Source organism: Fibrobacter sp. UWB2 (genome assembly GCF_002210425.1).
GTDB lineage: Bacteria > Fibrobacterota > Fibrobacteria > Fibrobacterales > Fibrobacteraceae > Fibrobacter > Fibrobacter elongatus.
The window spans coordinates 14,614-41,587 of sequence record NZ_MWQK01000009.1; the positions used below are offsets into that span (position 1 = coordinate 14,614).

Below are 26,974 nucleotides of genomic sequence, written 5' to 3' on the forward strand. Positions count from 1 at the left end.
TTTGTCACTAGGGGAGCTAAAAAAAATCATCCCAAATTGTCAAGGGCTTCAAAGCGCTCATAGGCCTGTTCGAGCAGCGCCTCGTCATCGGCAATCTTTTTCTGGAGTTCCACGATGAGGGTCGCGTTCGTGTAGACCTCGGGCTTGGAAAGTTCCAGCTGGTAATCGGCAATTTCCTTTTCGAGTTTTTCGATTTTTTCGGGGAGGGCGGCGTATTCGCGCTCCTCGTTGTAGCTGCGTTTTTTCTTTTTCGCGGGAGCGGGGGCCGCAGAGGCGGCGCCGGCGCCAGCATTTGAGCGGGCCTGCTTTTCGGCTTCGCGTTCAGCGGCCAGGCGGGCGGCCTGGGCGGCTTCCTTGTCGCGAATCTTCTTGTTCGCCTCGTAATCGGAGTAACCGCCGACCGCTTCAAAGACATGCCCGCCATCTTCGATGGCGAGGATGCCGGTCGCCACGGAGTCGAGGAAGGCACGGTCATGACTGACAGTCAGGACGGTGCCGTTATAGTCCGCTAAAAGTTCCGCCAAAAGGTCGAGGGTTTCCATGTCTAGGTCGTTCGTCGGTTCGTCAAGCACCAAGACGTTGCTCGGGTGGCTAAAAAGGCACGCGAGCAAAAGTCGGTTGCGTTCACCACCGCTCAGCGCACTGATCGGGCCGCGGGCGCGATCTGCCGAGAACAAAAAGTCTTGCAAATAACTTAACACATGGCGTTTGACGCCGTTGAGCGTGATATAGGCTTGGCCGTCACCGATATTTTCGATAAGCGACTTGTCTTCGCGCAAACGGGTACGCATCTGGTCAAAATATGCAATATGGAGGTTACTGCCCAAGCGGACATCACCCGATTCCGGTTGGAGTTCGCCGAGAATCAAACGCAAGAGAGTCGTCTTGCCGGATCCATTCGGCCCCACAATGCCTATGCGGTCGCCACGGCTGATTTCAGTCGAGAGGTCGCTAATAAGCGGGCTCCCGTCGTACGAATAGCTCACGTTCTTGAGGCGCGCAACGAGGCGCCCGGAACGGTCGGCTTCCGTAATCTGCATGTTCACATTGCCTGTACGGGAGCGGCGAGCCGCGCGTTCTTCGCGCATTTTAATCAAGGCGCGGACTCGCCCCTCGTTGCGCGTACGGCGGGCCTGGATGCCCTTGCGGATCCAGACTTCTTCTTCGGCCAATTTCTTATCGAAAAGCGTATTCGCCTTTTCTTCTTCGGCAAGCGCCTGGTCCCTGAACTGCACAAACTTGTCGTACGGGAAGTCCCAGCTGCGCACGCGACCGCGGTCAAGCTCAAAAATGCGGGTTGCCGTACGGCGGACAAACGCACGGTCATGGCTTACAAACATCACCGCGCAATTCAGGCGCGTCACAATCCCTTCCAGCCACTGGATGGCCGGAATGTCCAAATGGTTCGTCGGTTCATCGAGTAAAAGCAAGTCCGGGTCTTCGGCCACGGCACGTGCGAAAAGCACACGGCGCTTCTGACCACCGCTCAGGCTGTCGTAAGGAGCATCCGCATCAATACCCGTCTTGCCGAGAATTGCTTCGGCTGTAGCATTATGCGCCCCATCATCCAGAATCTTTTTGGAAATCACGGAACCACCGCTCACCACGGACACGCGGCCCATCACAATGTCGCGAACAGTCCCGTCGAGATGCGCCGGGATTTCCTGGATCATGCGGGAGACCTTGAGCCCCGTCTTCTTTACGATTTCGCCGGAATTTGCTTCCATCTCGCCGGTCAGCACCTTCAAAAGCGTGCTCTTGCCCTCGCCATTACGGCCCACAAGGCAAATGCGGTCACCCGCCTCAATATCGAACGAGACATTATCCAAAAGCGGCGGACCGCCAAAACGCAGCAAAATATTCTGAACCGACAAAATGGGCATAAACAAACCCTTCTATAATTACTTTTTCCCATTGAAAAATAGAAAATTCGTTTAATTATCTAAATTTGGGCGAAATGCGTTTTTTTGTTAAAAAGCTACTGGCTCTAGCAGCCTTCGCCTCGCCCGCATTTGCGGGGGCTGAAGCCGATTCGACGGACAACTTCCAGCGTTTTTCCGCCGTCCCGATACTTGGCTACACCGAAGAAACGCAATACCAGTTCGGCGCCATGGCCATCATTTTCTTCCGCCCAGACGCCGAAGGCGAAAAAGCCACCGAGCTAGACCTCTCTTTTTACGGTACCTCGAGAAAGCAGCTTACAAGCTCATTCTCGCCCAAGTTCTTTTTCCTAAACAACCGCATTTCGGGCAACCTGGAAATCCACTACGAGGACTGGGTCGGAAACTATTTTGCACGTAAGAACAACCCCGATATCGACGACTACCGCAAGTTCGACCGCCAGACATTCTATGTCAAGACGCTGACCAAGACAAACTTTGGCACAAAGCAGTGGATCCCCGGCCTCAATTACGGGCTGTTCCTCGAATTAAACCATACAAACGTCGATTTTAGTAACTACCAATACCACGGGACCATCGAAGAGCCCACAAATACAAACGGCTGGCGCAACGGCATCGGCTACCACCTCTCGATAGACACCCGCGATAACACCAACTGGGCACGTCACGGCTACCTGGTCCAGTGGGGGCACTATTTTTACAACAAGGGAATCGGCAACTACAGCTACACCCATCAGGAACTTGACATCCGCGGCTACAGCGAATTCATCTGGAACACATCCATGGCCGTCGGATTCCTTTGGCAGCGCGTAGATGGAGACGCCCCGTTCGACAAGCTCGCCGGCTCGGACGGCCTCAAGCGGTTCCGCGGCGTCGAAAGGAACTACTTCTACGGGGAGCAGGCCTTGTTCCTGCAAGTGGAATTCCGCAAAAAGCTGTTCTGGCGCCTCGCCGGGGACATCTTCTTCGAAGGTGGAAAGACGGGCGACTACTTCAGCGACCTTATGCGTAACAAGTGGCACAGGAGCCTGGGCTTCGGGGGGCGGTTCGCCCTCAACAAGAAGGAAAACCTGTACGCACGCTGCGAACTTTCATGGGTGGACTTCAAGAACGTCGGCATGACGATGTACGTCCGCGACGCATTCTAACACTAGACTTCACTGGTCCCTTCTGGCTTCGCCATCAGGGTGACGAGAAACAAAAAGCGGACGCAAACCCAAGGTCTGCATCCGCCATTTTGAGATAGAATAATCAACAGTTTTAAGGATTAGTCCTTAACGCTATTCCAATCCAGGACGCCCTTCTTCAAGAGGTAGATGTAACCTGCTTCGAGAATCAGGAGGAAGCCGAGGAGGATGAACAAGAGTTCCCAGCCGCCAGCGAGGAACTGGATTGTCCAGGGATAGATAAAGGCGACTTCGAGGTCGAACACCAAGAAGAGCATTGCCACCATGTAATACTTCACCGGATAGCGTTCGTTTGCCGTACCGGAAACGTGAGCCAGACCGCATTCGTAGGCAGAGCCCTTAATAATAGTATGCTTGATCTTGCCCGGGTGCAAGAACCAGTTGGCAAGAAGAAGAATCGTCGGGATGCAAAGGGCCATGATCACGAGAATCGTCATGGCAAAGGTGGTGTCGAAAATTTCAACATTGCTCATAGTGATTCCAAAGATAGTAAAAAAGTTTTTGCTACATCAATTCTTTTTTGTAAACTATATTTGGTAATCATGAAGAAAAAAATTCTGTCTTTAGGTTTTATAGGGGTCTCCACCCTCTTTTGGGCCTGCGCGGACGATACAAGTCCAGTAGCGCCGCCTCCGACGTCGTATACAGAGTCCTCGTCTTCCGTTTTTGTAGGAACCTCCTCCAGTTCTGCACAACAGCAAACAACGCCTACATATTCCTCCTCTGCCACGTCTAAAGACCCGGCAGTCAAGCACGTAGTCGTCACCGAACCTGCTCCAGGCGTCAACTATCCCGACATCTACAACAAGGAAGTATTCTGCTTTACCGAAGGCTGTGAAAAGACTGTCACGCCGCCTTCGTCTTCTTCCAAAGCTCAGGCCACCTCGTCTTCGAACGGCGGCGGCATCACCATCGACGCTCCGGAAAACAAGGCTCCGACTGTAAACGGCCTCACGATGACCGACACCCGCGACAACAAGACCTATACACTTGCACAGGTCGGCGGCAAGCTCTGGATGGCCCAGGACCTCAACTACGAAGGCTCTACCGGCGAATGCTATAACGAAGTCGCCGCAAACTGCGCCTCGAACGGAAGACTCTACACCTTCAATTCCGCACAGAGAGCATGCCCGAGCGGCTGGCGCCTCCCCAACAGAGAAGAAGCCCAGGCAGCCATCAATGACGAATCTTACCCGTGGAGCTACAGCGGCCGCTGCAAGGACGGCGACTGCAACTTCCTCGGCCAGATGGGTTTCCACTGGACATCCGCAACCCCGCAGGATGGCGACAAGAACTTTGATTCCAACGTCGGCGACAACTACACGGTTATCATCGTGGAAAAGGAACCCGAATACGCCGGCGAAAACAAGGAACTCAAGTTCTTCCAGGTCGACGCAAAGAACAAGCGCTTCAGCGTACGCTGCGTCCAGGAATAAAAACGAATTTCCTCCTTACACTAAAGACTCCGCGCAAGCGGAGTCTTTTCCTTTTTGGGCAAAAGCAACCCCTGCAACTTTACTAAATTCATATTTATGCTACGTTCAAAGTACCAGATGCTCGCGGATTCACTCTCCGAGAACATTTTCAAGACAAGGACCCAGGCCAACCCCATCATGCTGGTGGTGCTCGCCTACCTTTTGCTCATCGCTATCGGCACGGCGCTTTTAAGTTTGCCCCAGGCAAGCACCCGTCCGGTAAGCCTTATCGAAGCGTTTTTCACCTCCATGTCTGCCGTCTGCGTCACCGGGCTCTCCGTTGTCGATATTTCCTCTACATACACCGATATTGGCCACTGGTTCATCGTCGTCCTCATGCAGTTTGGCGGGCTCGGTATCATGACCGCGTCTACAACGCTCATCTTGCTTGCCGGCATGCACCCCGGCTTTAGCCACCAGTCCGTATTCTTCTCAGAATTCACGCAAGAAGGCAACATCGATGCAGGCCGCATCCTCCGAGCCGTGATCCCCTTTACGTTTGTCCTTGAACTCATCGGCGGCACCGTCTACTTCACGCAGTTCGAATCGATGGAGCTGTACGACCGCATTTTGTGCTCAGTCTTCCAGGCCGTCAGCTCCTTCTGCGGCGTGGGCTTTACGTTGTTCCCCAACTCGCTCGAAGGCTTCCAGTACAACCCTGTCATGAACATCACCACCTGCATCCTCGTGTTGGCAGGCGGTTTCGGATTTTTGGCCATTGCAGAACTGCGCTACATCTTCGACTTCAAGCACAAGGAAATCCGGCGCGTTTCTTTGCACACCCGCATCGCGACCTACGGGACCATCATCGTCATCGTCGCAAGCATTCTCGTCTTCTCGTTCACCGAATGGAACAACCTCTTTAGCGGACACACCATAGGCGAGAACGCGCAATCCGTATTGTTCATGGCATTCTCAAGCCGTACGGCAGGGCTCAACTCCGTAAACATCCCCGACCTCACGCAGGCATCGCTATTCTTCTTTATCATCATCATGTTCATCGGCGCAAACCCCGGTAGCTGTGGCGGCGGCATCAAGATTACGACCGCAGCGGTCATCGGGCTTTTGGGCATAAACAGGCTCCTCGGCAGGGAAAAGACCCAGGTCATGGGCCGCACCATTCCGAACAACACCGTCGACAAGGCCATTCGAATTTTCGTGGTTGCCATGGTCGTGATTGCATCAGCAACGCTCATCCTCCTCTGCACCGAAATTCCCTCCGGCACCGCCTACTCCGCCAACAGTTCCCCGTTCCTCAAAATCCTATTTGAGGTCGTGAGCGCGTACGCCACGTGCGGACTCTCGATGGGGCTCACCGAAGAGCTCTCCACAGTCGGAAAAATCATCATCTGCGGCGTGATGTTCATTGGACGAATGGGCCCGCTGTTCCTCATTTCGGCAGTCGCAGGCAAGCTCCAGGACACCGCTTGGTACGCCGAAGAAGATATAATGGTCGGTTAACTTAATACTATATTTAAATTATGGCTTCTAGACAATTCGTTATTATCGGTCTTGGAAATTCGGCAAACTACCTTGCCCGTCACTTGACGTCGCTGGGTCATGACATCATGGTCATCGACTCGCATCCCGAAAAAGTCCAGGACTTCGCAAGCATGGTCTCGCAAGCTGTTGTCGCCGACAGTACCCGTAAAAAGCAGCTCGCCTCCATCCCGTCTTTGACCAAGGCGGATAGCGTCATCGTCTGCATCGGTGATAATTTGGAAGCATCCCTCCTCACCATCCTGAACCTGAAAGAACTCGGCGTAAAGCACATCATCGCAAAGTCGAGCAGCGCCGAACACACGAGCATTTTGGAAAAGCTCGGCGTCACAGACATTTTCCACCCGGAACGCGATGCCGCCATAAGCCTTGCCGAACGCTTGAACCGCCCGAACATGGTCGACTTCCTCCCGTTCATGGAAGGCTACTCCATCGTAGAAATCGTCTGCCCCAAGAACTTTGTCGGTAAAACGCTTAAGACCTTGTCGCTCACGCACAAGTACGGCGTGCAGGTTATCGCCATCCGCGACCCGCAAGAGCCGACTCCCAAGATTGGTAACATCGCAGACGTCATCCTGCAAGAAGACGACGTGCTGTTCATCATCGGCCCGAACGAAGCCCTCGATAAATTAAAAGACTAATTTATTCCGCCCTCACCGACGGCGCACTTGTCGCACAATCCGAACATATAGAGCGAAGTCCCCTGCAAGGTAAAGCCTGCAGGAATCATTTGTGTGCAATCTGGCGGCGCCACAAAGATATCATAGACCTTGCCGCACTTTTTGCACTTGAAATGGCTATGCGGAGAGCAGTCCGCATCGTAGCGCAAGAAGCCATCGCCAAAATCCAGCGAAATCGCGAGATTGTTTTCTAGCAAAAGCTCCAATGTATTGTAGACCGTCGTGCGCGAAAGCGACGGGTATTTTGGCAAAAGTGCCATATAAATTTCATCGACCGTCGGATGAGTCTTGACTCCCCGCAGGTAATGATAGACACAGCCCCTCTGCAGCGAAGGCCTAATGCCGTGATCCTTGAGTATGCTTGCTGTATCCTGCATATCACACTCCTTTTCCTCAAACATTCCATAAAAAAGCGGCCCCGCACGCCCTGAGACGTCCGGAACCGCACCACACTCCAATCTTACTTGAAGTAGCGACCGAGCAAGCCCTGGAAAGCAGAGCCGTGGCGAGCCTCGTCCTTGCACATTTCATGAACGGTATCATGGATGGCATCGTAGCCGAGTTCCTTGGCGCGCTTTGCGAGAGCGAGCTTGCCTTCTGTTGCACCCGCTTCAGCAGCTACACGGAGTTCGAGGTTCTTCTTGGTGTCGGCATAGACGACTTCGCCCAAGAGTTCTGCGAACTTGGCAGCATGTTCAGCTTCTTCGAAAGCAATGCGCTTGTAAGCTTCGGCCACTTCCGGGAATCCTTCGCGGTCCGCCTGGCGGCTCATCGCAAGGTACATACCTACTTCGGTACACTCACCTGCAAAGTTCTCACGGAGGCCCTGTACCACTTCGGCATCCAAACCCTGAGCGACACCGACCTTGTGTTCGTCAGCCCAGACGATCTTGCCAGCAGCAGGCTGTTCCACCTTTTCGAAGAACTTGCTCTTCGGAGCGTGACACTGCGGGCATTCTTCCGGAGCTTCCGGACCCATATGAACATAACCGCAAACTTTGCAAACCCAGACCTTCATATCTTCTCCTTTTCCGCAATGCGGAATTAAATGAAAAATTCGTTTTAAATTTGTTCTTGTTTTTGTAACAATTACAAATATATAATTATTTCAAATATTATCAAGTCGAAATAACCACTTTTTTATAAATATTCATTAAAATTTCGAAAAACGCACGATAAAGGCAAAAAAAAACGACCCGTTCGGGTCGAATTACTTTTTCAAGTATTTGCGAGAGCGTTAGAACACTGCCGCTTCAGCCGGCTTTTCGCGAGTGCGCTTGGCTTCGGCTTCCGTAGCGAGCTGGCGATGCGTCACAGAACCTACGGCATAATAGCGGTTGCCCTTCTGGATTACTGCAGTATAAGCATCGAGAGCCTTCACCGAGAACCATTCCTGGTACAGGTTATGCACGTTTTCCTTGAGGTTCGAGGTCTCGCTGATTGCCGGAGTACCCGAAGCCTTGCCATACTTGAGCGTAAACTGGTCAGACATATAGGCCACGGCTTCAAAAGTCTTGCTCAAACGAGCACGTTCGACACGGCCTGTACGGATTTCAAAGGCATAGAACTTGTCGTTCTTGTTGAAAATGAAATCGACCTGAACCGGCAGTTCGCCGAACATATATACAGGGATAACCACGCGTTCGCCAATTCCAGTCTGGCCGTAAGGTTCGTAACCTTTTTTCATCATTTCTTCAATGACGGTTTCGCGGGTGGAGCCAAACGGAATGCCGGCAAAATTATTCTGAGACTGTGCCTGCACATGAAGCGAAAGCACAAGAATCAAAAAAGTTATGACGATTCCAAACTTGGACACGATAGACTCCTCTAGATATTGTAAAAGATAGTAAACTTTTTCTAAGTAAGCAAAAATTTTTCATAAAAAAAAGTTTTTTTGGTCCAGAATTTATATTTGGTCACATGTCAAGCACGTTTGGAAAGATTTTTTCTGTCACAACATGGGGTGAATCCCATGGTCCCGCTGTCGGTGCAGTCCTCGATGGATGCCCCGCCGGCCTCCCCATTAATGAAGAAATGATTCAGGCAGAACTGAATCGCAGGCGCCCGGGCCAGGGGAAACTCACGACCCCGCGTAACGAAAAAGATACGGTAAAGATCCTTTCCGGCGTTTTCGAAGGCAAGACGACTGGCACGCCCATCTCGTTCGTCGTTTTTAACGAAGACCAGCATAGCAAAGACTATGCCGATATCGCCAAGTGGTACAGACCGGGACACGCAGACCTCTGCTACGACCTCAAGTACGGGTTCCGCGATTACCGCGGCGGCGGCAGAAGCTCTGCCCGCGAGACCATCGGTCGCGTAGCCGCAGGCGCCGTCGCGAAAGCATTCTTGAAGACCGTCGCAGGCACGGAATTCCTCTCTTGGGTATCTTCCGTCGGCACTGTCGATGGAGCCATGCCCGACTTGAACACGCTCACGCTTGACCAGATTGAAGCGTCCCCCGTCCGCTGCCCGGATGCAGACGCCAGTGCCAAGATGGAACAGGCCATCCTGGAGGCGAAGTCCAATGGCGATAGCGTCGGCGGAACAGTCGCACTCCTCGTGAAGAACGTCCCGGCCGCCCTCGGCGAACCGGTGTTCGACAGGCTCGACGCACTCCTCGCACAGGCAATGCTTTCCATCCCGGCATGCAAGGGTTTTGAAATTGGAAGCGGCTTTGCCGCAGCTCGTATGCACGGCAGCGAGCACAATGATGAAATTTATGTCGACGGCAACACCTACCACACGCGTACTAACAACGCGGGTGGTAGCCTTGGCGGCATCTCCAATGGTGAGCCAATCTATTGCCGTATGGCGTTCAAGCCGACCGCCACGATTTCGCAGTTGCAGAAGACCGCCGGCCGCGGTTACGAGAATGGTGAACTTGCCGCCAAGGGAAGGCACGATCCTTGTGTTGCCGTCCGCGCTCCCGTGATTGTCGAAAGCATGGCAGCCCTCGTGCTCGCAGACCTCTACCTGCAACAGAAGCGCAATTGTCTTGACTAAGAGCTTATGAAAAGGTGATGCCGGATCGGAGTCCGACATGACAAGTATCAGAGCATTACCAATGACTCTCTTTGCAAAACCTTTCCGCCTTGTCGCAGCCGCATTCTACCGGATTGCGTACAAGTTGCACCACAAGCTCTTTTTGCGGCCGCAACCGCCCATTCAAACTCCTGTCATCATCGTCGGGAGCTATTTGGCAGGCGGCGCCGGCAAGACCCCATTTTCCATCTGGCTTGCCAAGCGCTTTCAAGAACAAGGTAAACGAACAGCCATCCTTTGCCATAGCGCCGCATGGGATGAATTTGTCATGATGCAGCGGGAATTTCAATCTGCCGAACTTTCACAAATAAAAGTCTTTACGACCAGGAACCGTTACAAGACCGCCAAGGAAATTCAGGACAAGTTCGACATCATCCTCTGCGATGACGGATTCGAAGATTCCCGTTTCACAGGTGTGCGCTACATTTGCCTTGATTGGCAAGAGCCGCCAACATCCTGGAAAAGCCTCATGCCCGCCGGTCCATTCCGCAGCTTAAAGCAAGACCACGACGAGAATAAAATCGTTCACCTCCGTTGTTTCGATTCAAAGTCCCAAGCGCCCGACGTTCGTTTCTACATTAAATCCATAACAAATTACGTTCCCGGAACGCCATTATCCGCCACAATCATTTGCGGCCTCGGATCGCCCAAACGCTTCATCGACGATGTCCACGCATTCACAAAATCGACCGAAAAAGCAGCCTGCATCCACATCGAAAAAATGATTATCCGCCCCGACCACGACAAAAATTTCGCACAAGTTGTCCAAAACGAGTTTTCTCGCGGCAACGACATTATCATCTCTCAAAAAGATGCCTGCAGGTTGCCACAGACAATCCTTGCCCACCCCCAAGTCCACATTGCGATTCAAGAAATCGAAGTTTCTGACAAAATTTTAAAGGAATTGCCTTTATAATCAATTAGAGACCTGATAACTTTTCCCTTTTTTATTGTATTTTTAAAGCAAGAACTAGGGAGAAAAGCTATGAACTTGCGTCAGCGTTTTGCCGAACTTATCGAAATAATTACCAAGGACATTCCCGAAAGAGAATACTATGTGCAGTTGGGATTTCTCACCGCACTTATCCAGGAACCTTTCTACTTGTACGGCCGTCCCGGCTGCGGAAGCTCCCTTTTCATCCGCAGGATTTCGAGCGCATTCAAGGACGCAAGGATTTTAAAGCTCGGTAAAAAGCAAAGGCAGCTCCCCGACAACATCAATGATTTCAACCTGATCATCTTTGACAACTTCACGCCTAACGATGAACAGAGCAAGAACAATCTCCAGATTGTCATCCACGATCACGAAAAGAATTCCATCATCATCTCGGGCGACCAAAAACCGGAATCCGCATTGAGCCGTTCCGAAGTGAGCGACCAGGTGACGCTCACCATCATGCTCCCCGACAGCATTTCTTCCGATGCCCTCTGCAAGTTGCTCCAGCTCCACGGCACCGACAGTAACGTCACCGTCCCGCCGGCACTCGCCATCAGCGCCGAAGAACAGACGCAGTGGATTCAGGCCATCAGCAAGGTAACGCTTTCACCGAACACGCTCGCCGTCATCGGCAAGGTCGCAGAGACCTGCGAAAAGAACTGCGTCTACGTGCCTATCCGCAGGTGGCTCGCCCTCTCGAACATGATCAAGGCCATAGCATTCCTCAACGGCCGCGCCGAAACAAAGCTTATCGACACGTTCTTCCTCGGGACATCCATCTGGGGCCGCAGCGCATCGAACACCGCCATTTCCGAAAGCTACAAGCAAATTCTCAAAGCCCAACTTTACAAGAACACGCCGAGTCTTCTCGATACGCCTTATGACGCAAGCGACTTGCTTATGCGCGTGAACCGTCTCGTCCACAGTTCGAACAACCTCTACGAGACCAAGCCGTTCAACGGAGAAAAGTGCCTCGCCTACCGCATCACCATTGCAGGCGAGTCCGTACCGCTTTACGCCCCGCTCAAGTACATCGAAACGGAAAAGGATTTCAACCCCTATAACGAGCTCCGTCAAGTCGAAAAGCGCGTTGTCTGCAACTACCACGGAACATCGAACTGCACAATCACCATCGACCCACAAGTGCGCACAAGCGGGCTCCGCAGCTCCATCAACCAATCCAATTACAATTGCACCAAGTTCGAGGAATTCGGTACACTCCCGACTTACATCTTGAGAGAAAACGCTCCCGAAATCATCGAAGAGAAAAAGGTCCTCCGCGATACGCTAACTGCCGAAATCAAGGAATCCATGGAACGCGAAACGGCAAACCTCGTCGCTCTTCGTAATACGTATAAGCTATTTAACGAATCGAAGGACGACCTGTTCTGTTTCAAGCAGATGTTCAACGCCGTTCAAGACGATATCAAGGCCCAGTTCGACAACACGGCAAATATCATCAAGACCATCAAGAAGGCAAGCGAAGCTATCGCCTCGCTACCGAACAATATGCTCAAGACACCAAATCTCGTCGGCAGGCCACAATCAAAGTCCTAGGCCGCACAATCTACAAACCAGGCAAAAAGCTGAAACACGCCATTTGTCTCGCCATGCCCGCTAATGTGCGGGCATTTCCTTTTTTATAAAAAATTATATTAGCAACGTGAACTTAATTCTCCTCTGGGCGGCTATCGCATTACTTTGGCTGATATGCATCTGCATGACAAAAAAAGGTCGTGCAGTCATCCGCATTCTCTGGAGGAGCATCAAGGTAAAATTCACCATCATTGCTTGCGCCTTGGGGATTGCGGCCATCACGACTGCCTACGCCACACACCCCGAAGAGGCCCCGCGCCCAACCATCGACGAGCGCCTCGAATACCAGAAGTACACCACGTCGGCAATTCAAAAGCTTTGCGACCAAGGCGAACTCATTATCGATATGAACTGTAACCTCGACAGCGCGGCTGCAGAACTTGCCTACATCCTCCCTACCGTCATCAACAATTACAATCTCGTCGTCACGCGCCCCACGACACCGATTCTCGAAAAGATCAAGGACACGCTCCAAATCAAGATGATCGGCTACAAGAAATTTAGGAACAGGGGCATCCGCCTCACTAAAGCGCTACAACGCGATCTCGGCATCCGTTACGATATCGAAATCATTTCCGAAGACACGGACCACACACTGAAAATCACATACAACGGAAAGCGCTGGGACAGCGAACATCTTTGCAACTTGCCCGTCCTTGAAGCTTGCCTTCGCGAACGCACGGATCCTGCCGTCCTCATGTCCATCATCCACCATACTTCCGGATTCCAGATGAACTATCAAGGCAAAAACAATACGTCTGGGCTCCTGGCACTCGATACAGGCAAGGGTTTAGAACAAATTGACTTAGGCGCCCGCCGCCTCAAAAAAGTTCTCGCATCTTCACCCACGCTCGCCGACGCAGTCGCGCAATTCTATCCCGGCACAGAACATCGCAACAGGTTCGAGAACTGGCGCAAGGACCCACAAAAGCATTACTGGGTTGGGCAAGTCCTCACAGACATTCAGTATTACCGCAGCAACGGAATGACGCTCAAGCCACGCAAGCGCGTAGAATAAGCACTTTTATTTTATCGGTTGATCCCAAGGATAATTCACAAGCGAAGAATCCTTTGGACCGACATTTAAAACAACTTCTTTAGGAAACGTTCCATAAACTCCCGAATGTTTCGATGGAGTTAAAGCAAAGTACGTAATTGTATATAACGGGAAAGTCGTCAGCACATCACCTAACACTTGCAAGCCCTGTCCCGAAGTAGAAGGCGGATTCCAGCCACTCAAAGCGCTTCCAGATGATGAAGTGTCTCCTTCTCGATATACATTCACACCGCCATAAATAACACCATTCTTACGGACTTGCAAATAGACATGGTCATCATTCGTCATAGTCTTCACAACGCAATTGTCGCTTGTCGCACAAGCCAATTTACCATCGCAGTAAATAGAATAATCGTCACGACCATCAGCAACACGCACAGCTATAGAAGCGCTCATGCACCCGACAAACAAAAGAGAAAGAATAAGCAACAAACAATATTTCACTTTACGCCCCACTGCATAAACTCACTTTATCTTGCGAGAAACGTAACTGACAATAGGAATAAAGTCGTTCGGCTCATAAGCGATGTGCCCGTAATTCCAAACGAGCTTTCTATCCTTATTTCTTTTTTCGATAATAACAGCCACACCGACTTCTTCTCTAATCAACTTAATTTGCAATAGATAATCGCAATCATCTTTTTTAGGAACGATGGCATAGCCATCTATCGTTGCATATTCCTTGACCAGCGCAACAATTCTTTTTGCGTAATCGCTGTGGACACCATGCAGCTGCACAGGCAAAATAAAGTATTCTGTCTTCGCCCACAAAGCAGATGCAAACAGCAATGTTATCGCAACAAATCGGAACATGTATCTAATATAACATTTATCCGCACAAACGCCTAACCCACGCACGTATCATGCCCGCTAGAGCCTGTCCTAAGCGAAGTCGAAGGATGCGGGCATCTCCCTTCAATTGACTAGTCTAACTTGTACTTGTCTTTCGCGGCCTCGAGTTCGGCACTCGCCTTTTCCCAAGCGGCGTAAAGTTCTTCTGTCAGCTTCTTGTTTTCGTCCATGTCTTTAGCAATGGACGTAATCGCATTGCCGTCGCCCGATTCCGAGGCGGCCACAAGTTTTGCTTCAAGTTCGCCGCCAATGGCTTCGGCCTTCGCAATTTCAGCTTCGAGGCGGGCAGTCTCTTTTTCAAGCGGCTTGATGACCTTGCTGCGTTCGGCAATGTAGTCTGCTCGCGCCCTGCGGTCTTCCTTGGTGCGCGGCGTCGAACTCACGGGCTTGTCGTCCGTGACGTCGATATTCGAGACCTTGATATTTGCAGAGTTCGAGCCGCCCGGCTTCTTTTCAGAAGCCCAGCCAACCTTTTCAAGGAAGTCCGCATAAGTGCCTTCGAAGATACGGCACTTACCACCGTCGAAGACGATGAGGCGCGTCGCAAAAGCGTGCAGCAGTTCTTCGTCATGCGTCACGACAAGTGCGGTACCATCGTAATCTTCAAGCGCATCAATCAAGCTCTCGATGCTTTCCATGTCCAAGTGGTTCGTCGGTTCGTCAAGCAAAAGCATGTTGCTTTCGTTCGCCAAAATCTTGCCTAACAGCACACGACTGCGTTCACCACCCGAAAGCACCTTGACCTTCTTCATGGCAGTATCGCCGCTGAACATCATCACGCCCGCGAGGCTACGCGCACGGCTCTTCTGTGACACATCCGCAATCGCACTTGCAATTTCTTCTTCGACCGTATTTTCAAGATTCAGACGGTTGATGTTCGTCTGACCAAAGTAATTTATCTTGAGGTTCGGGTTGTAATTGATTGTACCCTGGGTCGGTTCAAATTCCTTGGCAATCAAGTTCAAAAGCGTCGTTTTACCGCGACCATTCGGGCCGATAATTGCAATGCGGTCGCCCTTGAACACTTCCAACTCGAGGTCCGAAATCAGCTCCGGACCGTAGCCGTTTTCGTTCTTGTACGCAAAAGAAAGCCCATGAATCTGGAGCATGCGCTTGCCCGGGAATTCCGCGTTCTTGAAATTGAAATCCAAGTTGCGTTCGTGCGTGAGGCGCTCGCCCGTCGCAAGCTTTGCAGCCGCCTTGATTTTTGACTGCACCATCGCAGCTTTCGCCGCCTTGTAACGGAAGCGTTCGATAACACGCTCGAGCTGTTCCTTTTTACGCTGCTCGTTTTCTTGCGTGCGCATTGCCACTTCTTCTTCTTCGGCAATCGTCTCGCGCAGCTTTTCGACCGTCCCCTTGACCTTGCGCATCTTGTGGCGGTGAATCCCCACCGTATGCGTGCAGACCTCGTCCATAAAGTGGTGGTCATGCGTAATCAAGAGCACTTCGCCCTTCCACGCGCGCAAAAAGCGGCTAAGCCAGCGCATGGAAACAATGTCCAGATAGTTCGTCGGTTCGTCCAGCAAAAGCATGTCCGGTTCCGACGCCAAGACCTTCGCCAAATTCAAACGGATCTGGAAACCACCCGACAAAAGCATCGGGTCTTTCTGCATGCTCTCTTCGTCAAAGCCAAGACCAAAGAGAATCGCCTCGACCTTGTGTTCTTCGAGCCAGCCGTCCTCATTCACCTTGAGCACGCTGCACGCCTCTTCGTGAACCGTCGGGTGCGTGAACTTGATGTGCTGCTGCAAATAGCCAATCGTATAGCCCTTCGGGATGTCGATGTTACCGCCATCGAGACATTCCTGCCCGAGAATCATCTTGAAAAGAGTCGATTTGCCGCAACCGTTGCGACCAACAAGACCGACGCGTTCATGGTCGGCAACAAGCATGCTAGCGCCGTCCAAAAGGACCTGCATGCCAAAAGACTTAGATACATTCTGAATTTGAATCACGAAACCAAAGATAAAAAAAGCGACCCCCACGCTAATGGGAGCCGCTCCTAAAATCAGGCGACCAGAGATTACTTCCAGTCGAGAACTTCGCGGTTCCAAGAAACCGGAGAACCCGTCATGATCAATTTCTTATCAAAGCCGCTGCCATTGCTCATCTGCTTTGCAATAAAGCCAGACTTGTACATGGTAGCCTTCTTGCCGTCCTTGTTCTTGCCGTCATAGACGATGTCAAAGCCGACCCATCTGTAAAGGACAAAGCCGAAGAAGTTTCTGCGGTATTCCCAAGAGTCGCTCGTGATGATGAGCTTCTTCACCTTGTAGCCCTTCACGAGAGCCTTGAGTTCCTTTTCAATCTTCGGACCCTTCCAAGTCTGCTTCGGGAGGTCAGCCATCTTGACCGGAGTCGGGCCACGCTTGATAGCTTCCTGAACTTCTTCGATCGGAGACTTGCCCACGATTTCCTTGAAGTCAGTCACTTCAACTTCGTAGAACTTTTCCGGGAAGGCAACGCCCTTGTAAACGCCCTGATCGATATAGCCGTATCCTTCCGGCACATAGAAGAACTTGCCGCCCTTCTTGTAAACGAAAGCCATTGCAAAAGCGTTCTTGTCGTTGTACTTCATGATGGAGCCAAAGCGGTATGCGCGCACGAATTCGCTTTCACCCTGTTCCTTGTCAGACGGGCCAATCCAGCGGGACTTGAGATTTCTGATATCGTTGTCCTTCGTGATCATGTAGACTTCAGCCGGCAATTCGCCTTCGACCATCGTCTTGGTGGTATCGTCGATCTTCTTCGGATCCCAGTCATACACGAGAGCCTTCGGGGTATTCGGGGTCGGGCCATCGACAACCGGCTTGCCAAAGCACTTCACGCACTTTGCAACATGGTCCTTCCAGAAGACGACATTGCTGTCGGCATCCCTATAAAGAACGTCGTAGTTCAAGACATCCGGTTCGCGTTCTTCGGCAAGTTCATCCGTGTGGATAAACACCTTGATGATGCCCTTTTCCTTGTTGTCCTTCCAGTGGTAGAAAACGCGTTCGAGGTAACGGTTAGAAATATCGGCGCCCACCGGGAGTTCGCTTCTAGCCATCGTCGGCTTGTCAGAAGCAGGGGCCAAAGCGGCATCGGCAGGGACGTCATCCTGAGCATTCGCCATGGAGAAGGCGAAAAGTCCTGCGGCAAGAGTCTTGAGAATCAGTTTCATTCCATTCAACCTTACGGGTTCCAAATGACAAACGACATTCCCGGCGAACCCACATTAGCCAAGAATGCGCATTTTTTTGAACAATGTAAATAAAAAAGAAACGTTTGGCAATAAATTATCACGAAATTACTACAAAAAACTTTAAAGCCTTCAACAGTTTTCAACATCTATCAACACCCATTGTAAATAAAACAAGGGTATAAAGAAAACCCCGCGTGTAACCCGTTAAGATTCAAAGAGTTACTTTCTGCGAGGCTTATTCTTAAACTGTTGATAAGTTGTGGTTATTTATTTCCGTGGCGGCGAACGCCCAAGTTGAACGTTTCGTCATACTTCCCGACAACATTTGCGTCGGAGAAAATCTTGAACCGGAGTTTTGCAATGAACACTCCCGTCCCGACAAAACGTCCCTTGTCGCTGCGGGCATCCCACATCAAGAACACGTTGCCCGGATTGTCCACGCAGTCCGTCCCAAATATCGCCTTGTCGTTGCAAGCCACCTCGCCCGTCTTGGAATTGACAAAATGCCCAAGGCTCGAGAAGTATTCCACTTCCCACTTGATCTTGACCTTCGAAAGGGCAACATCGCGGGATTCACTGGTATTCAGCAATAACGATTTCCCGACTTCACTCAAGTCAAATGTAATCAGTTCGCCCGGAAGACCCGTTTCCGCAATAACATCCTTGATATCCTTCGACACATCAACACGCACAGGCGCAATATCGTCCTTGTACGGCCACTTTTCCGGAGTCCAGTTTGCAGGGTCTACACCCACAACGCCCGGCGATTCCACACCAACACGCTGCTCGCCTTCAATACGGCGCCACGGGTTGTCCACATGCGGCACGTTTCCGTTCAGGTCCGGCAAGACACCCGGAATCAGGCGCACCATAAAGCCCACATCCGGTAATATTGTGAAATCGGTCTTCGTAAAGAGCACGTCGTAGTAATTGCTCTTTCGAGAAGGCGTAATAGACATGACAGACAGAAGCGACGGATCCACCAATTGACCAGTCTTGTCCTTGAATTCCAGGAACTGCACCCCGTTCAGCAAATCGGCCTGAGTCGCTTCGCTAATGTACACAGTCAGCTTGTTGACAGTGCTAGATATAGGCTTCACAATCGGCTTGTCTATAAGGATAGCGCCCATGCGGTCTTCAATGGCAAGGCCATCCAGGCTAAGCTGGGTCATCTGGCCCGTTTCCTTGTCCATGTACGTGTAATGGTACCTGAAGGATCCCTGGTAAAGTTCCTTATCGCCCCCTGTAAAGACCTTGTTCTGCAAGCTATCCGCATGGATGGCAAGGCTCTGTTCAGTCTGCATCAGCAAAGCGACATTTTCCACAGACGCGACCGTGCGCCAGTCATCGCTACCAAACGTCCATGCAATCGTATCCGGAATCGTCTCACCAAACGGCTTGTTGAACACAACCGCAATACTATCAAGCACGCCATCGCCATTGCGGTCATAAGCTTCGCCCAAACTTGCAAACGGCACAGGCGGTTCCTTGAAGTGGATGTTCTTCCACGCAATAACGTTTGCGACACCGCTTCCAGAGATTTCAAAGCTAGCATTCGTCACCGAAGAATCGCCAACCACGTAGAACTTCGCGACACCCGTAGAATCGGTCATCAGCTTGTTCACGCGCTGCTTCTTTTCGTCCAGGAAACTTATCGGGAACGATGTCGTCAAGTCAAGCACCGCAAAGCAGTCCTTGCAGAGGTTCGTAATGTAGAACACGCCCACCTGCAAAGGCACCGTATCCGGGTAAGCCACATGAGTCAAAAGCGTATCATTTGCACTTCCGTCAAACGGGAGGCCACGCAAGCTGTAACCCGTCGGGTCAAACACCTTGATGGAATCCGGGCTGAAGAACACATCCACAAAAGCGATATCCGGAAGCGGATAAGCCGGCACCGTAAAGTACACTTCGCTAGACTGCGTCATGTCGCTAGCCAAGAAGAACTGCAACATGTAGGAGCCCGGCGCCAAGGAACGCTTGCGCACAATTTCCACCGTGTCAATCACAAAACCTGCCATATTCTCGTCAATGTTGATTCCCGCAATCGAGCCCGGCAAAAGTTCCATGCCGGTAGACGGAATCCTCTCGTCATCGCCAAAAAGTACAAACGAGGACTGTGCAGGCATCGTATCGATCTTAGACGTGCTAGAAACATCGCAACTGATAGATTCATCCATCAACAGCTGCAAAATGCTGTACTTGATTGTTCCATCGGTCGTCTTTTCTTCCACCGGGTAATACGTCTTTTGCGTCTGCAAGTTGATGGACGTGCGCATCTTGAAATTCGATCCTGTCGCATTGCGTTCCGAGAAGAAAATGTGGAACGGGTATTCACGGCCTTCGACAAGCTTCAACGACGGGTCATTCTGGCCAATCGTATCCAAGTTCACGCCGCCCTCGACAGGGCTATGGCAACCGCCGATATCCACGACAAGGCGGTTATTGATAAACACCCACACATCGTCATCGCCACGGAATTCAAAGTACTGGCCTTTCACGTACTTGAACTGTGCCGAGACCTTCATTGCAAAGCTGTAGTTGTGACGGCATCCCTGAATATTCCAGTCAAATTTCGGATTCAAGACCGTCTTTGCCGAATCGAGGTACTGCAAGTCATCAATCGGGTAGAACCCCGGATTAATCGTGTCATTGCAATCGCCTTCTTCGTTCGTGAAGTCCGCCTGCCAAAAGCCTTCTTCATCAAGCGTAAGGCTAATATCGCGACAGACACCATTCTTGTATTCATTACCAGCAGCATCCTTCGCCACCACCTGCGGGATAAACCACTTCTCGATTTCACGAGCGGCAGAACACTGTGCCCACGGATAGACAAGCGAGTCCACACGCGCAGGGGCGCCATTCACAAGCGTATCCTGCACCATGCCCGGCACATGCCCCGAGCAAGTCTTCAACTCCGCAATTTCGCCATTCTGGTTCAAGCCCATAATAGTCGTATAGGCATTACCCTGGTAAATACCGCCAAAGTCTACGTCAATGCTATCGTCATGCGATTCACCCGCCCAGTCCACAACGAGCGCCGAAATCTTGAGAGACGGGCAAATGCCGAGAATGCCCGGATAGCGTGTCGTATCGCTCGGCTCGTAACGCTGTTTCGGATTCGGGTAAACCCAGACCGTATCGTGCAACGCCATGAGAGAATCCAAGGAAATCAGAGAATCAAGATTGTCGAGTTCTGCAACAACCCCCTTGCCACCATAGCGCTCCATACCAAAAGTCTGCTTAAAGTAAACGCGCCAATCTGTCGCATGCTTGTAGACCGTACCCGTGTACCAGCCACACGTATCCGCAAGCGGGCCCATCTTGATAACATCACCCGTAGACTCAATCACCACTGAAGGCGACTGGTTTTCCCACGGGCTCTTCAAGCGGATAACCTTGGGCTCCGGCGGGTAAAATGCCAATTCAAACGTCTCGAGCGAAGTCGAGGTATAGAACCACGTCTCGTAAATACCGGTCGGGAAAAAGTCACTTGCACGCGGGCGCAACGAATCCTGGAAATACGGATGCTGGGGCCAGTCATTGCTACCGCGCAGAATCTGCACTGTCGACATCTGCGAATTCCACTGGGCAGAACCCACAAGCGAATCCGCAAAATCGATATGGCGCCAGTACTTGTACTCGCCTTCGGAACTAAGCCCCGTCGGCGCATTCAAAATGTTGTTGTCAATCTTGATATAGAACGTGCTATCACGGAATGTCGTGTTCGTACGCCACGGGTGGTAAATGTGCAATCTACGAGTCGGGTCAAAGCATTCGCCCGTCGTCCCGATTGTAGTAGAGACCACAGGATTGGGGAGCGTACCGTCGACATACAACGTATCCCCTAGCTGCAAGTACCCGGCAAAGTCCACAGAAGAATCCTTACTTGCAGGGACCGTGTACCACGGCGCCTTGTAACGCACAAAATAGGCCATCAAAAGCGGGTTTGACTCAATCATCGAAGGCGTAAGCGCACCGTAGAACCAGCCGCACTTTTCCTCATCGCCCTCGTTAAAGCGCATCAGCACGGAATCCGCACCGAAAATCATCTGTGGCAACACCTTGTTGCCCCACGGGCTCTTGAACCAGACAATCTTGGAACCCGGCGCCATGAAAGACTTTTTGTAGGACTTGTCCTTCGTATCGGTATAAAGCCAGATTTCCGTTTCCGTACCAAAGAAAGCAGTAATACGAGTCTTCCCGCCCTCGGTCCAGGAGACGCAATTGTTGTTATTGTAGTTGTAGTCGTCGGTATTCGGGCAGGCCTTGAATTCAAAATCCTGCCAGTCCTGGAAATCGGCAACCGTCTTGCCCGTCCATGTGTAAGAATACCAGTTATCGCCTTCGCTTTGCATCATTGTCCGGGAATTAGCGCCAAAACCCGGATTGTAATCCGTCACGCCACCGACAATATGCGGAGTATAGCCTGAAGCAGTCGCATCATCGCGAAAAGGCGACTGTAAATGAATTGTCAAATCCGCCCACGCAGAGACAGTCAGCAGTAACGAGGCGACAATACCCAAACAACCGTGTTTCATTCAACACCCTCTTTATTCTGCCCACACTTTAGTTTAAAGATATATTCAAGACAAAGATTTTCAAAACGCTATAAGTAAAAAAAAATAAAACCCCGCACCATGGCGGGGTAATACATCTGTCATGCCCGACCTGATCGGGCATCTCCTTCTTGAACTGAATTACTTGATCTTCTTTGTTCCGGTCTTGTACTTTTCGTTGCGGCGGATACCGAACGTGAACGTTTCTTCGCCCTTGCCCACGACTTCCTTGTCCGAGAAAATCTTGAACTTGAACTTCGCGATGTACACGCCCGTTCCAACCATGCGGCCCTTGTCACTCATGGCATCCCATTCGAAGAACATGTTGCCCGCATTCTGGATACAGTCCGTACCAAAAATAGTCTTGTCGTTGCAAGCGAACTCGCCCTTGACCCAGTTCACGTACTGGCCCAAGCTCGAGAAGAACTCGATGTCCCACTTCACCTTGACCTTGCTCAAGACTTCATTGTATTCAGGAGTACCCGGCTTCAAATTACCGGCGCCAAGCACCTGGGTCGTCGCATAATCATCAAGCTGGAACTTGACCAACACGCCCGGCAAGCCCTTCTCCTGGATAATCTCTTTCAGGGTCAGGTCCTTGTCGACGCGGAGCGGAATCACATCGTTCGTATCACCCGGCCACGGATTTTCGTCAAACATACCCGGATTGACCGTCACGACCTTCGGACGTTCCGTCTCGAGCGGCTGTTCGCCTTCAATACGGCGCCACGGATTCAATTCGTGCGGCGTATTGCCATTCTTGTCCGGCAAGACTCCCGGAATCAGGCGGATCTGGAAACCAACTTCCGGAGCAATGAAATCGATAGTCTTTCTGAACATCAAGTCATAGTAATCGCTTTCACCGTTAGGAGTAGCACCGACCAGCAAGAACTTCGACTGATCGACAATTTCTCCATTCTTGTCCTTCAGCTCGATAAACACGTTAGAAGTGAGGTAACTGCTATTGCAAGCTTCGGAGAGCTTGATGGTCACCTTGACTGCATTGTCCGAGATAATCTTGAGCATCGGCTTTTCAAGGATGATTGCACCAATCTTATCCTGGATCTTCGAGTAAAGCGTTTCAGATTCCTGAGTCGAGCCCGTCGCTTCATCCAGGTAAATGTAATGGTAGCGGAAATTACCTTCCACAATGTTCTTCGAATCGCCTGTGAAGACAGAATCAATCAAGCTATCTGCCGTGATGACGACCGTAGAATCGTTCTTGACGAAGTTTCCGATATCTTCAAAAGAACTGTACTCGTGCCAATCCTTGCTGCCAAAGTTCCAGGCAATCACATCGAGGTCGTGTTCTGCAAGAGCGCCATATTCGAACGGGATATAGATACTGTCTGCAACACCATCGCCATTGCGGTCGTAGATGCCACCCGTCTTGGCCAGCGGCACTTCCGGATCCTTGAAGTTGATGTTGTCCCACTTGAGCGAATTCTTGACACCGCTAATGCCCACGACGCTGAACGAAGCACCGCTGATAGCGCCTTCACCCACCACGTAGAAGCGGGCACGGCCGGTTTCATCCGTTTCAACCGTGTTAATCTGCTGGTCGAGTTCGTTATAGAACGTCAAACGTGCATCTGTCGGCTTCAAGTCCAGCACGACAAAGCAGTCCGTGCAGATTTCGCCCATGTAAGTCACCATGATTTCGAGATACGTCATTTCCGGATAGCGCACGTGAGTCATCAAGGTATCGTTCGTGCCCGTGATAATCTTTTCACCTCTCAAGTTCTTGCCCGTCGGGTCAAAAGTCTTGAGGCTGCCATCGGAACTTTCGTTGAACACGTCCACAAACGCGATTTCCGGCTTTTCGTATTCAGGAACCGTAAATTCGTAGGCGTCGTTCAAGCCCATATCGCTTTCATAGTAGAAGTACAGAACATACGTACCCGGCTGCAACGAGCGCTGGCGCTTGATTTCATCGATATTGATCGAGAAACTGGACCTGTCATCGTTAATCAGGATACCGCCGTAGTTCAAACCGACACTCAGTTCTGCCGCTTCGGAGAAATTACCGCCATCGAGGTAGAATACAGACGGGGCATCTGTCGTATCGACCAGTGCCTTGGCATTCGGGTCGCAGCTGACAGCTTCGGCATCCATCTTGAGTCTCAAGATACCCGTGATATCGTTCTTCTTGGTATCGTTGATTGTCGTAAGATAGGTGTTCTGCTTCTGCAAATTGATGGAGGTACGCATCTTGAAGTTCGACCCCGTCGCATTGCGTTCGGCGTAGAAGATATGGAACGGATATTCACGACCTTCCTTCAAGGCGAGCGTCGGATCGTTCTGACCAATCGTATCAAGATTTACAGCGCCTTCCACCTTTTCATGCACACCGCCGATATCCACTACGAGCCTGTTATTGACATAAACCCACACGTCGTCGTCACCGCGGAATTCAAAATACTGACCCTTCACATACTTGAAGCTTGCGGAGACCGCCATGGTATAGCCATAGTTGTGCTTGCAAGTGTCATTCTTGCCGTTGGCCTCGCCAGCCCACTTGACCCATCCTTCGACATCCCAGTCAAATTTCGGATTTTTAATAGTTTTGGCAGAATCCAAATATTCAAAATTATCCAGCGGGAAAAATCCCGGGCTTACCGGGTCATTGCAGTCACCCGATTCATTCGTGTAGTCGGCATACCAGAACCCTTCGTTGTCAAGCTGGAGTTCAATGTCCTGGCAGCGGGAGTTCGTATATTCCTTGCCACCGACCTTGGCAACAACTTCCGGCACAAACCACTTGTCAATCTCGTGACCTGCAGCGCACTTGCTCCACGGGAAATCTGTAGAATCCACTCGTGCCGGGCGACCATTTACAAGCGTCTGCTTCACCATGCCCGTTACAGTTCCGGCCTGGCAAGAACTATCCGTCCCGACCTTAGTATAGGCATTACCGCCAAACACATGGCCAAAGTCAATATCAATACTGTCGTGATGGCTTTCACCAGCCCAGTCAATAAGCATTGCAGAAATCTTCATGCTCGGGCAATCGCCAAGACGGCCAACCGGGAACTTGGACGAAGCATCCGGACGGCTATAGCTCTTGTTCTTCTCGGACGGGAAAACCCAAGCGGTATCACGAGTGCTCAGCAAGGAATCCAAATTGATCAAAAGTTCAACTTCGTTGCCTTCACGGACAACGCCCTGCATCGAGTACTTCTCAAGGCCAAAGCTCTGCTTGAAATAAATTTTCCAATCAGAGGCGTGCTTGTAATACGTACCTTCGAACCAGCCACAGGTATCCTTCGAGAATGTCGACATCCTCACGACATCATTATTATTGTCGCTAACCACAAACGAAGTCGGCGTATTCTTCCACGGGCTAAGCAGGCGCACGACCTTGCGTTCGAGCGGTGCATAAGAAATATCAACATCTTCCATTGTGGAGCTCGCGAAGAACCAAGCTTCATAAACACCAGACGGGAACAAGTCGCTTGCAGCCGGGCGATTCTTATCACTGAAATAGTGAATCTTGATATTTTCATTGAAACTACGGGTGAACTGCACCTTTGCATCTGCAGATTTCCAGGCCGCTGTAGAAACAAGAGAATCCGAGAAAGTCACAGAAAGCCAGTACTTATAATCCTTGTCTAAAGAAAGCGGTTCCTGTGCAGGTCCTGCAATAGTCGTATCTGCACCACGGATTGAATCCTGTCTCACACCATCTATACTGATATAAATCGAGCTATCGCGATAAATGCTGTTGGTACGCCACGGATTATAAACATGCAACGTTCGGCTATTGTCGAAGCAATCGCCAACAGTACCCATATTCGTCCCGACAGAAGGCGTTGCCAGAGTACCATCAACATAGATAGTATCCTTTTTCTTCTCGAGGGCAGCACTCAATTCGATAATCTGCTTCTTGTCTGCAGGGACGCTCAACCAAGGCGCATTATTACGATAGAAAACAGCCGTGCGGAGAATATGCCTATCCAGCATATCCTGAGTAAGACCTGCATAGAACCAGCCACACTTCGTCTTGTCTTCAGAGAAATGCATCAGGACCGTATCTTGCCCAAAGACCATCTGCGGCAAAGCCTTATTGCCCCACGGGCTCTTGAACCAGACGACCTTGGATCCCGGAGCCACAAAGGACTTCGTATAAGTTCCCGTCTCGGCATCCGTATAAATCCAGACTTCCTTGCTTCCATCAAAGAAATCACGGAAATTAAAAGTGTCGCCTTCCGCCCAGTCTACGCAAGTAAGATTACTGGTCGTGCCTTCCGGGCATGCCTTGATGCTAAACGATTCTGTCGCCAAAAAGTCAGAAAGGGACGATTTCCATGTATAAGAATACCAGTTGTCACCTTCATCCTTCATTATAGTAGATGAAGTCGCCCCGACATCGGGCTTAACAGCATTCCCAACAACATGAGGAATATATTTAGAAGTAGCAGCTACGCCAAAAGGAGACTGCAAATGAACAGTCAAATCAGCAAAAGCCGAAGACGCAACAGCGCCAAAAATACAAAAAGCCAAATACAGGTGTCTCATATAACACTCACCTTTTAGTTATTCCACACCCGTAAGTTTAAATTTACATCTTTTTTTGTAAAAAAACAAAAATATTAAAAAAAAAAGAAATCTTTTTCTGCAAAATTATGTATAGAAAATCCATTTCGCAAATTCCGCGAATAAAGCCCCCGAAAAAGACCACTAAACAAGCACAAACAAATTAACAAACTAGGTTTAAAACAAATTCATTTACGAGTTTCATAACCTGTAGAATGAATACCTTCACATATCAAGAGACGGCATCAAAAGGTGTCTTTAGGACAAACGCAATTTAGGGGATAATTGGGGAGTGCCACGGAAATCGCACTTGCCCCGGACCACAGCGCATCGCGTGATTCATGGAAGCGGCGGACGGTGCGCACAAAAACGAAGAGGCCCCCCGCCATGTCGGCAGGGGGCCTCGAGAATCCAGCGGCGACCTACTCTCCCGGGCCCGGGGGCCAGGTACCATCGGCGATC

The 26,974-nt window shown here is 50.8% G+C and carries 19 protein-coding genes; 8 read left to right on the forward strand and 11 right to left on the reverse strand.

All coding sequences use genetic code 11. The features are described 5' to 3' along the window. Positions 1-26: 26 nt before the first annotated feature. On the reverse strand, positions 27-1,883 hold the full coding sequence (locus tag B7982_RS14410) for an ATP-binding cassette domain-containing protein (RefSeq protein ID WP_088661362.1): 1,857 nt from the start codon (positions 1,881-1,883) through the stop codon (positions 27-29). 74 nt (positions 1,884-1,957) lie between these two features. On the opposite strand from B7982_RS14410, the gene B7982_RS14415 reads away from it, so the two are divergent. Next, positions 1,958-3,049, forward strand: a complete 1,092-nt coding sequence (locus tag B7982_RS14415) for a hypothetical protein (RefSeq protein WP_088661378.1) — start codon at positions 1,958-1,960, stop codon at positions 3,047-3,049. Between the two features lie 119 nt (positions 3,050-3,168). On the opposite strand, the gene B7982_RS14420 is transcribed toward B7982_RS14415, so the two are convergent. Next, on the reverse strand, positions 3,169-3,561 hold the full coding sequence (locus tag B7982_RS14420) for an NADH-quinone oxidoreductase subunit A (protein ID WP_088661363.1): 393 nt from the start codon (positions 3,559-3,561) through the stop codon (positions 3,169-3,171). 69 nt (positions 3,562-3,630) lie between these two features. Here B7982_RS14420 and B7982_RS14425 point away from each other — a divergent pair, with 69 nt between their 5' ends. The 3 genes from B7982_RS14425 (at position 3,631) to B7982_RS14435 (ending at position 6,704) form a co-directional block, all read left to right on the forward strand. Continuing rightward, a complete protein-coding gene (locus tag B7982_RS14425) occupies positions 3,631-4,524 on the forward strand; it encodes an FISUMP domain-containing protein (protein WP_088661379.1) in 894 nt (297 codons plus the stop codon). Positions 4,525-4,620: 96 nt separating this feature from the next. Then, on the forward strand, positions 4,621-6,024 hold the full coding sequence (locus B7982_RS14430; RefSeq protein ID WP_088661364.1) for a TrkH family potassium uptake protein: 1,404 nt from the start codon (positions 4,621-4,623) through the stop codon (positions 6,022-6,024). Positions 6,025-6,044: 20 nt separating this feature from the next. Next, positions 6,045-6,704 carry a TrkA family potassium uptake protein gene (locus tag B7982_RS14435; RefSeq protein ID WP_088661365.1) on the forward strand — a complete coding sequence of 220 codons (660 nt, stop codon included), beginning with the start codon at positions 6,045-6,047 and terminating at the stop codon, positions 6,702-6,704. Here B7982_RS14435 and B7982_RS14440 read toward each other — a convergent pair. The 3 genes from B7982_RS14440 to B7982_RS14450 all read right to left on the reverse strand — a co-directional run bounded on the left by B7982_RS14440 (position 6,701) and on the right by B7982_RS14450 (position 8,559). Further along, positions 6,701-7,120, reverse strand: coding sequence for a Fur family transcriptional regulator (locus B7982_RS14440; protein WP_088661366.1), 420 nt, complete (start codon positions 7,118-7,120; stop codon positions 6,701-6,703). The two genes, B7982_RS14435 and B7982_RS14440, sit on opposite strands and share 4 nt — an antisense overlap. Positions 7,121-7,203: 83 nt before the next feature. Next, positions 7,204-7,761, reverse strand: a complete 558-nt coding sequence (locus B7982_RS14445) for an NADH peroxidase (RefSeq protein WP_072830998.1) — start codon at positions 7,759-7,761, stop codon at positions 7,204-7,206. 219 nt (positions 7,762-7,980) lie between these two features. Next, positions 7,981-8,559, reverse strand: coding sequence for a hypothetical protein (locus B7982_RS14450; protein WP_088661367.1), 579 nt, complete (start codon positions 8,557-8,559; stop codon positions 7,981-7,983). A 104-nt stretch (positions 8,560-8,663) separates the two neighbouring features. On the opposite strand from B7982_RS14450, the gene aroC reads away from it, so the two are divergent. The 4 genes from aroC to B7982_RS14470 all read left to right on the forward strand — a co-directional run bounded on the left by aroC (position 8,664) and on the right by B7982_RS14470 (position 13,339). After that, positions 8,664-9,749 (forward strand): chorismate synthase, encoded by a 1,086-nt coding sequence (gene aroC, locus B7982_RS14455; RefSeq protein ID WP_088661368.1) that lies wholly within the window; start codon positions 8,664-8,666, stop codon positions 9,747-9,749. Positions 9,750-9,786: 37 nt separating this feature from the next. Continuing rightward, positions 9,787-10,704, forward strand: a complete 918-nt coding sequence (locus B7982_RS14460; protein WP_233138594.1) for a tetraacyldisaccharide 4'-kinase — start codon at positions 9,787-9,789, stop codon at positions 10,702-10,704. 69 nt (positions 10,705-10,773) lie between these two features. Continuing rightward, the gene (locus B7982_RS14465; protein WP_088661370.1) at positions 10,774-12,282 is read left to right on the forward strand and encodes a hypothetical protein; all 1,509 of its coding nucleotides are present in this window, start codon (positions 10,774-10,776) and stop codon (positions 12,280-12,282) included. A 106-nt stretch (positions 12,283-12,388) separates the two neighbouring features. Then, positions 12,389-13,339 (forward strand): hypothetical protein, encoded by a 951-nt coding sequence (locus B7982_RS14470; RefSeq protein WP_088661371.1) that lies wholly within the window; start codon positions 12,389-12,391, stop codon positions 13,337-13,339. Between the two features lie 6 nt (positions 13,340-13,345). On the opposite strand, the gene B7982_RS14475 is transcribed toward B7982_RS14470, so the two are convergent. The 6 genes from B7982_RS14475 to B7982_RS14500 all read right to left on the reverse strand — a co-directional run bounded on the left by B7982_RS14475 (position 13,346) and on the right by B7982_RS14500 (position 26,320). Next, complete coding sequence (locus B7982_RS14475) at positions 13,346-13,822, reverse strand: hypothetical protein (protein ID WP_088661372.1); 477 nt, start codon at positions 13,820-13,822, stop codon at positions 13,346-13,348. Between the two features lie 21 nt (positions 13,823-13,843). Then, complete coding sequence (locus B7982_RS14480) at positions 13,844-14,191, reverse strand: hypothetical protein (RefSeq protein ID WP_088661373.1); 348 nt, start codon at positions 14,189-14,191, stop codon at positions 13,844-13,846. Between the two features lie 110 nt (positions 14,192-14,301). Further along, entirely contained in the window at positions 14,302-16,188 is a 1,887-nt protein-coding gene (locus tag B7982_RS14485) for an ABC-F family ATP-binding cassette domain-containing protein (protein WP_233138596.1), read from the reverse strand. 68 nt (positions 16,189-16,256) lie between these two features. Continuing rightward, a complete protein-coding gene (locus tag B7982_RS14490) occupies positions 16,257-17,396 on the reverse strand; it encodes a hypothetical protein (RefSeq protein WP_088661374.1) in 1,140 nt (379 codons plus the stop codon). A gap of 284 nt (positions 17,397-17,680) precedes the next feature. After that, on the reverse strand, positions 17,681-21,958 hold the full coding sequence (locus B7982_RS14495) for a fibro-slime domain-containing protein (protein ID WP_088661375.1): 4,278 nt from the start codon (positions 21,956-21,958) through the stop codon (positions 17,681-17,683). A gap of 159 nt (positions 21,959-22,117) precedes the next feature. Next, positions 22,118-26,320 carry a fibro-slime domain-containing protein gene (locus B7982_RS14500; protein ID WP_233138598.1) on the reverse strand — a complete coding sequence of 1,401 codons (4,203 nt, stop codon included), beginning with the start codon at positions 26,318-26,320 and terminating at the stop codon, positions 22,118-22,120. Positions 26,321-26,974 lie beyond the last annotated feature (654 nt).

What these genes read in the sequence shown, in the direction of transcription:
- B7982_RS14420 (WP_088661363.1), bottom strand. Translation starts at nt 3,561, where the DNA reads ATGAGCAATGTTGAAATTTTCGACACCACCTTTGCCATGACGATTCTC.
- B7982_RS14480 (WP_088661373.1), bottom strand. Translation starts at nt 14,191, where the DNA reads ATGTTCCGATTTGTTGCGATAACATTGCTGTTTGCATCTGCTTTGTGG.
- B7982_RS14425 (WP_088661379.1), top strand. Translation starts at nt 3,631, where the DNA reads ATGAAGAAAAAAATTCTGTCTTTAGGTTTTATAGGGGTCTCCACCCTC.
- aroC (WP_088661368.1), top strand. Translation starts at nt 8,664, where the DNA reads ATGTCAAGCACGTTTGGAAAGATTTTTTCTGTCACAACATGGGGTGAA.
- B7982_RS14490 (WP_088661374.1), bottom strand. Translation starts at nt 17,396, where the DNA reads ATGAAACTGATTCTCAAGACTCTTGCCGCAGGACTTTTCGCCTTCTCC.
- B7982_RS14445 (WP_072830998.1), bottom strand. Translation starts at nt 7,761, where the DNA reads ATGAAGGTCTGGGTTTGCAAAGTTTGCGGTTATGTTCATATGGGTCCG.
- B7982_RS14415 (WP_088661378.1), top strand. Translation starts at nt 1,958, where the DNA reads ATGCGTTTTTTTGTTAAAAAGCTACTGGCTCTAGCAGCCTTCGCCTCG.
- B7982_RS14465 (WP_088661370.1), top strand. Translation starts at nt 10,774, where the DNA reads ATGAACTTGCGTCAGCGTTTTGCCGAACTTATCGAAATAATTACCAAG.
- B7982_RS14500 (WP_233138598.1), bottom strand. Translation starts at nt 26,320, where the DNA reads ATGAAGGATGAAGGTGACAACTGGTATTCTTATACATGGAAATCGTCC.
- B7982_RS14410 (WP_088661362.1), bottom strand. Translation starts at nt 1,883, where the DNA reads ATGCCCATTTTGTCGGTTCAGAATATTTTGCTGCGTTTTGGCGGTCCG.
- B7982_RS14430 (WP_088661364.1), top strand. Translation starts at nt 4,621, where the DNA reads ATGCTACGTTCAAAGTACCAGATGCTCGCGGATTCACTCTCCGAGAAC.
- B7982_RS14460 (WP_233138594.1), top strand. Translation starts at nt 9,787, where the DNA reads ATGACAAGTATCAGAGCATTACCAATGACTCTCTTTGCAAAACCTTTC.
- B7982_RS14435 (WP_088661365.1), top strand. Translation starts at nt 6,045, where the DNA reads ATGGCTTCTAGACAATTCGTTATTATCGGTCTTGGAAATTCGGCAAAC.
- B7982_RS14495 (WP_088661375.1), bottom strand. Translation starts at nt 21,958, where the DNA reads ATGAAACACGGTTGTTTGGGTATTGTCGCCTCGTTACTGCTGACTGTC.
- B7982_RS14440 (WP_088661366.1), bottom strand. Translation starts at nt 7,120, where the DNA reads ATGCAGGATACAGCAAGCATACTCAAGGATCACGGCATTAGGCCTTCG.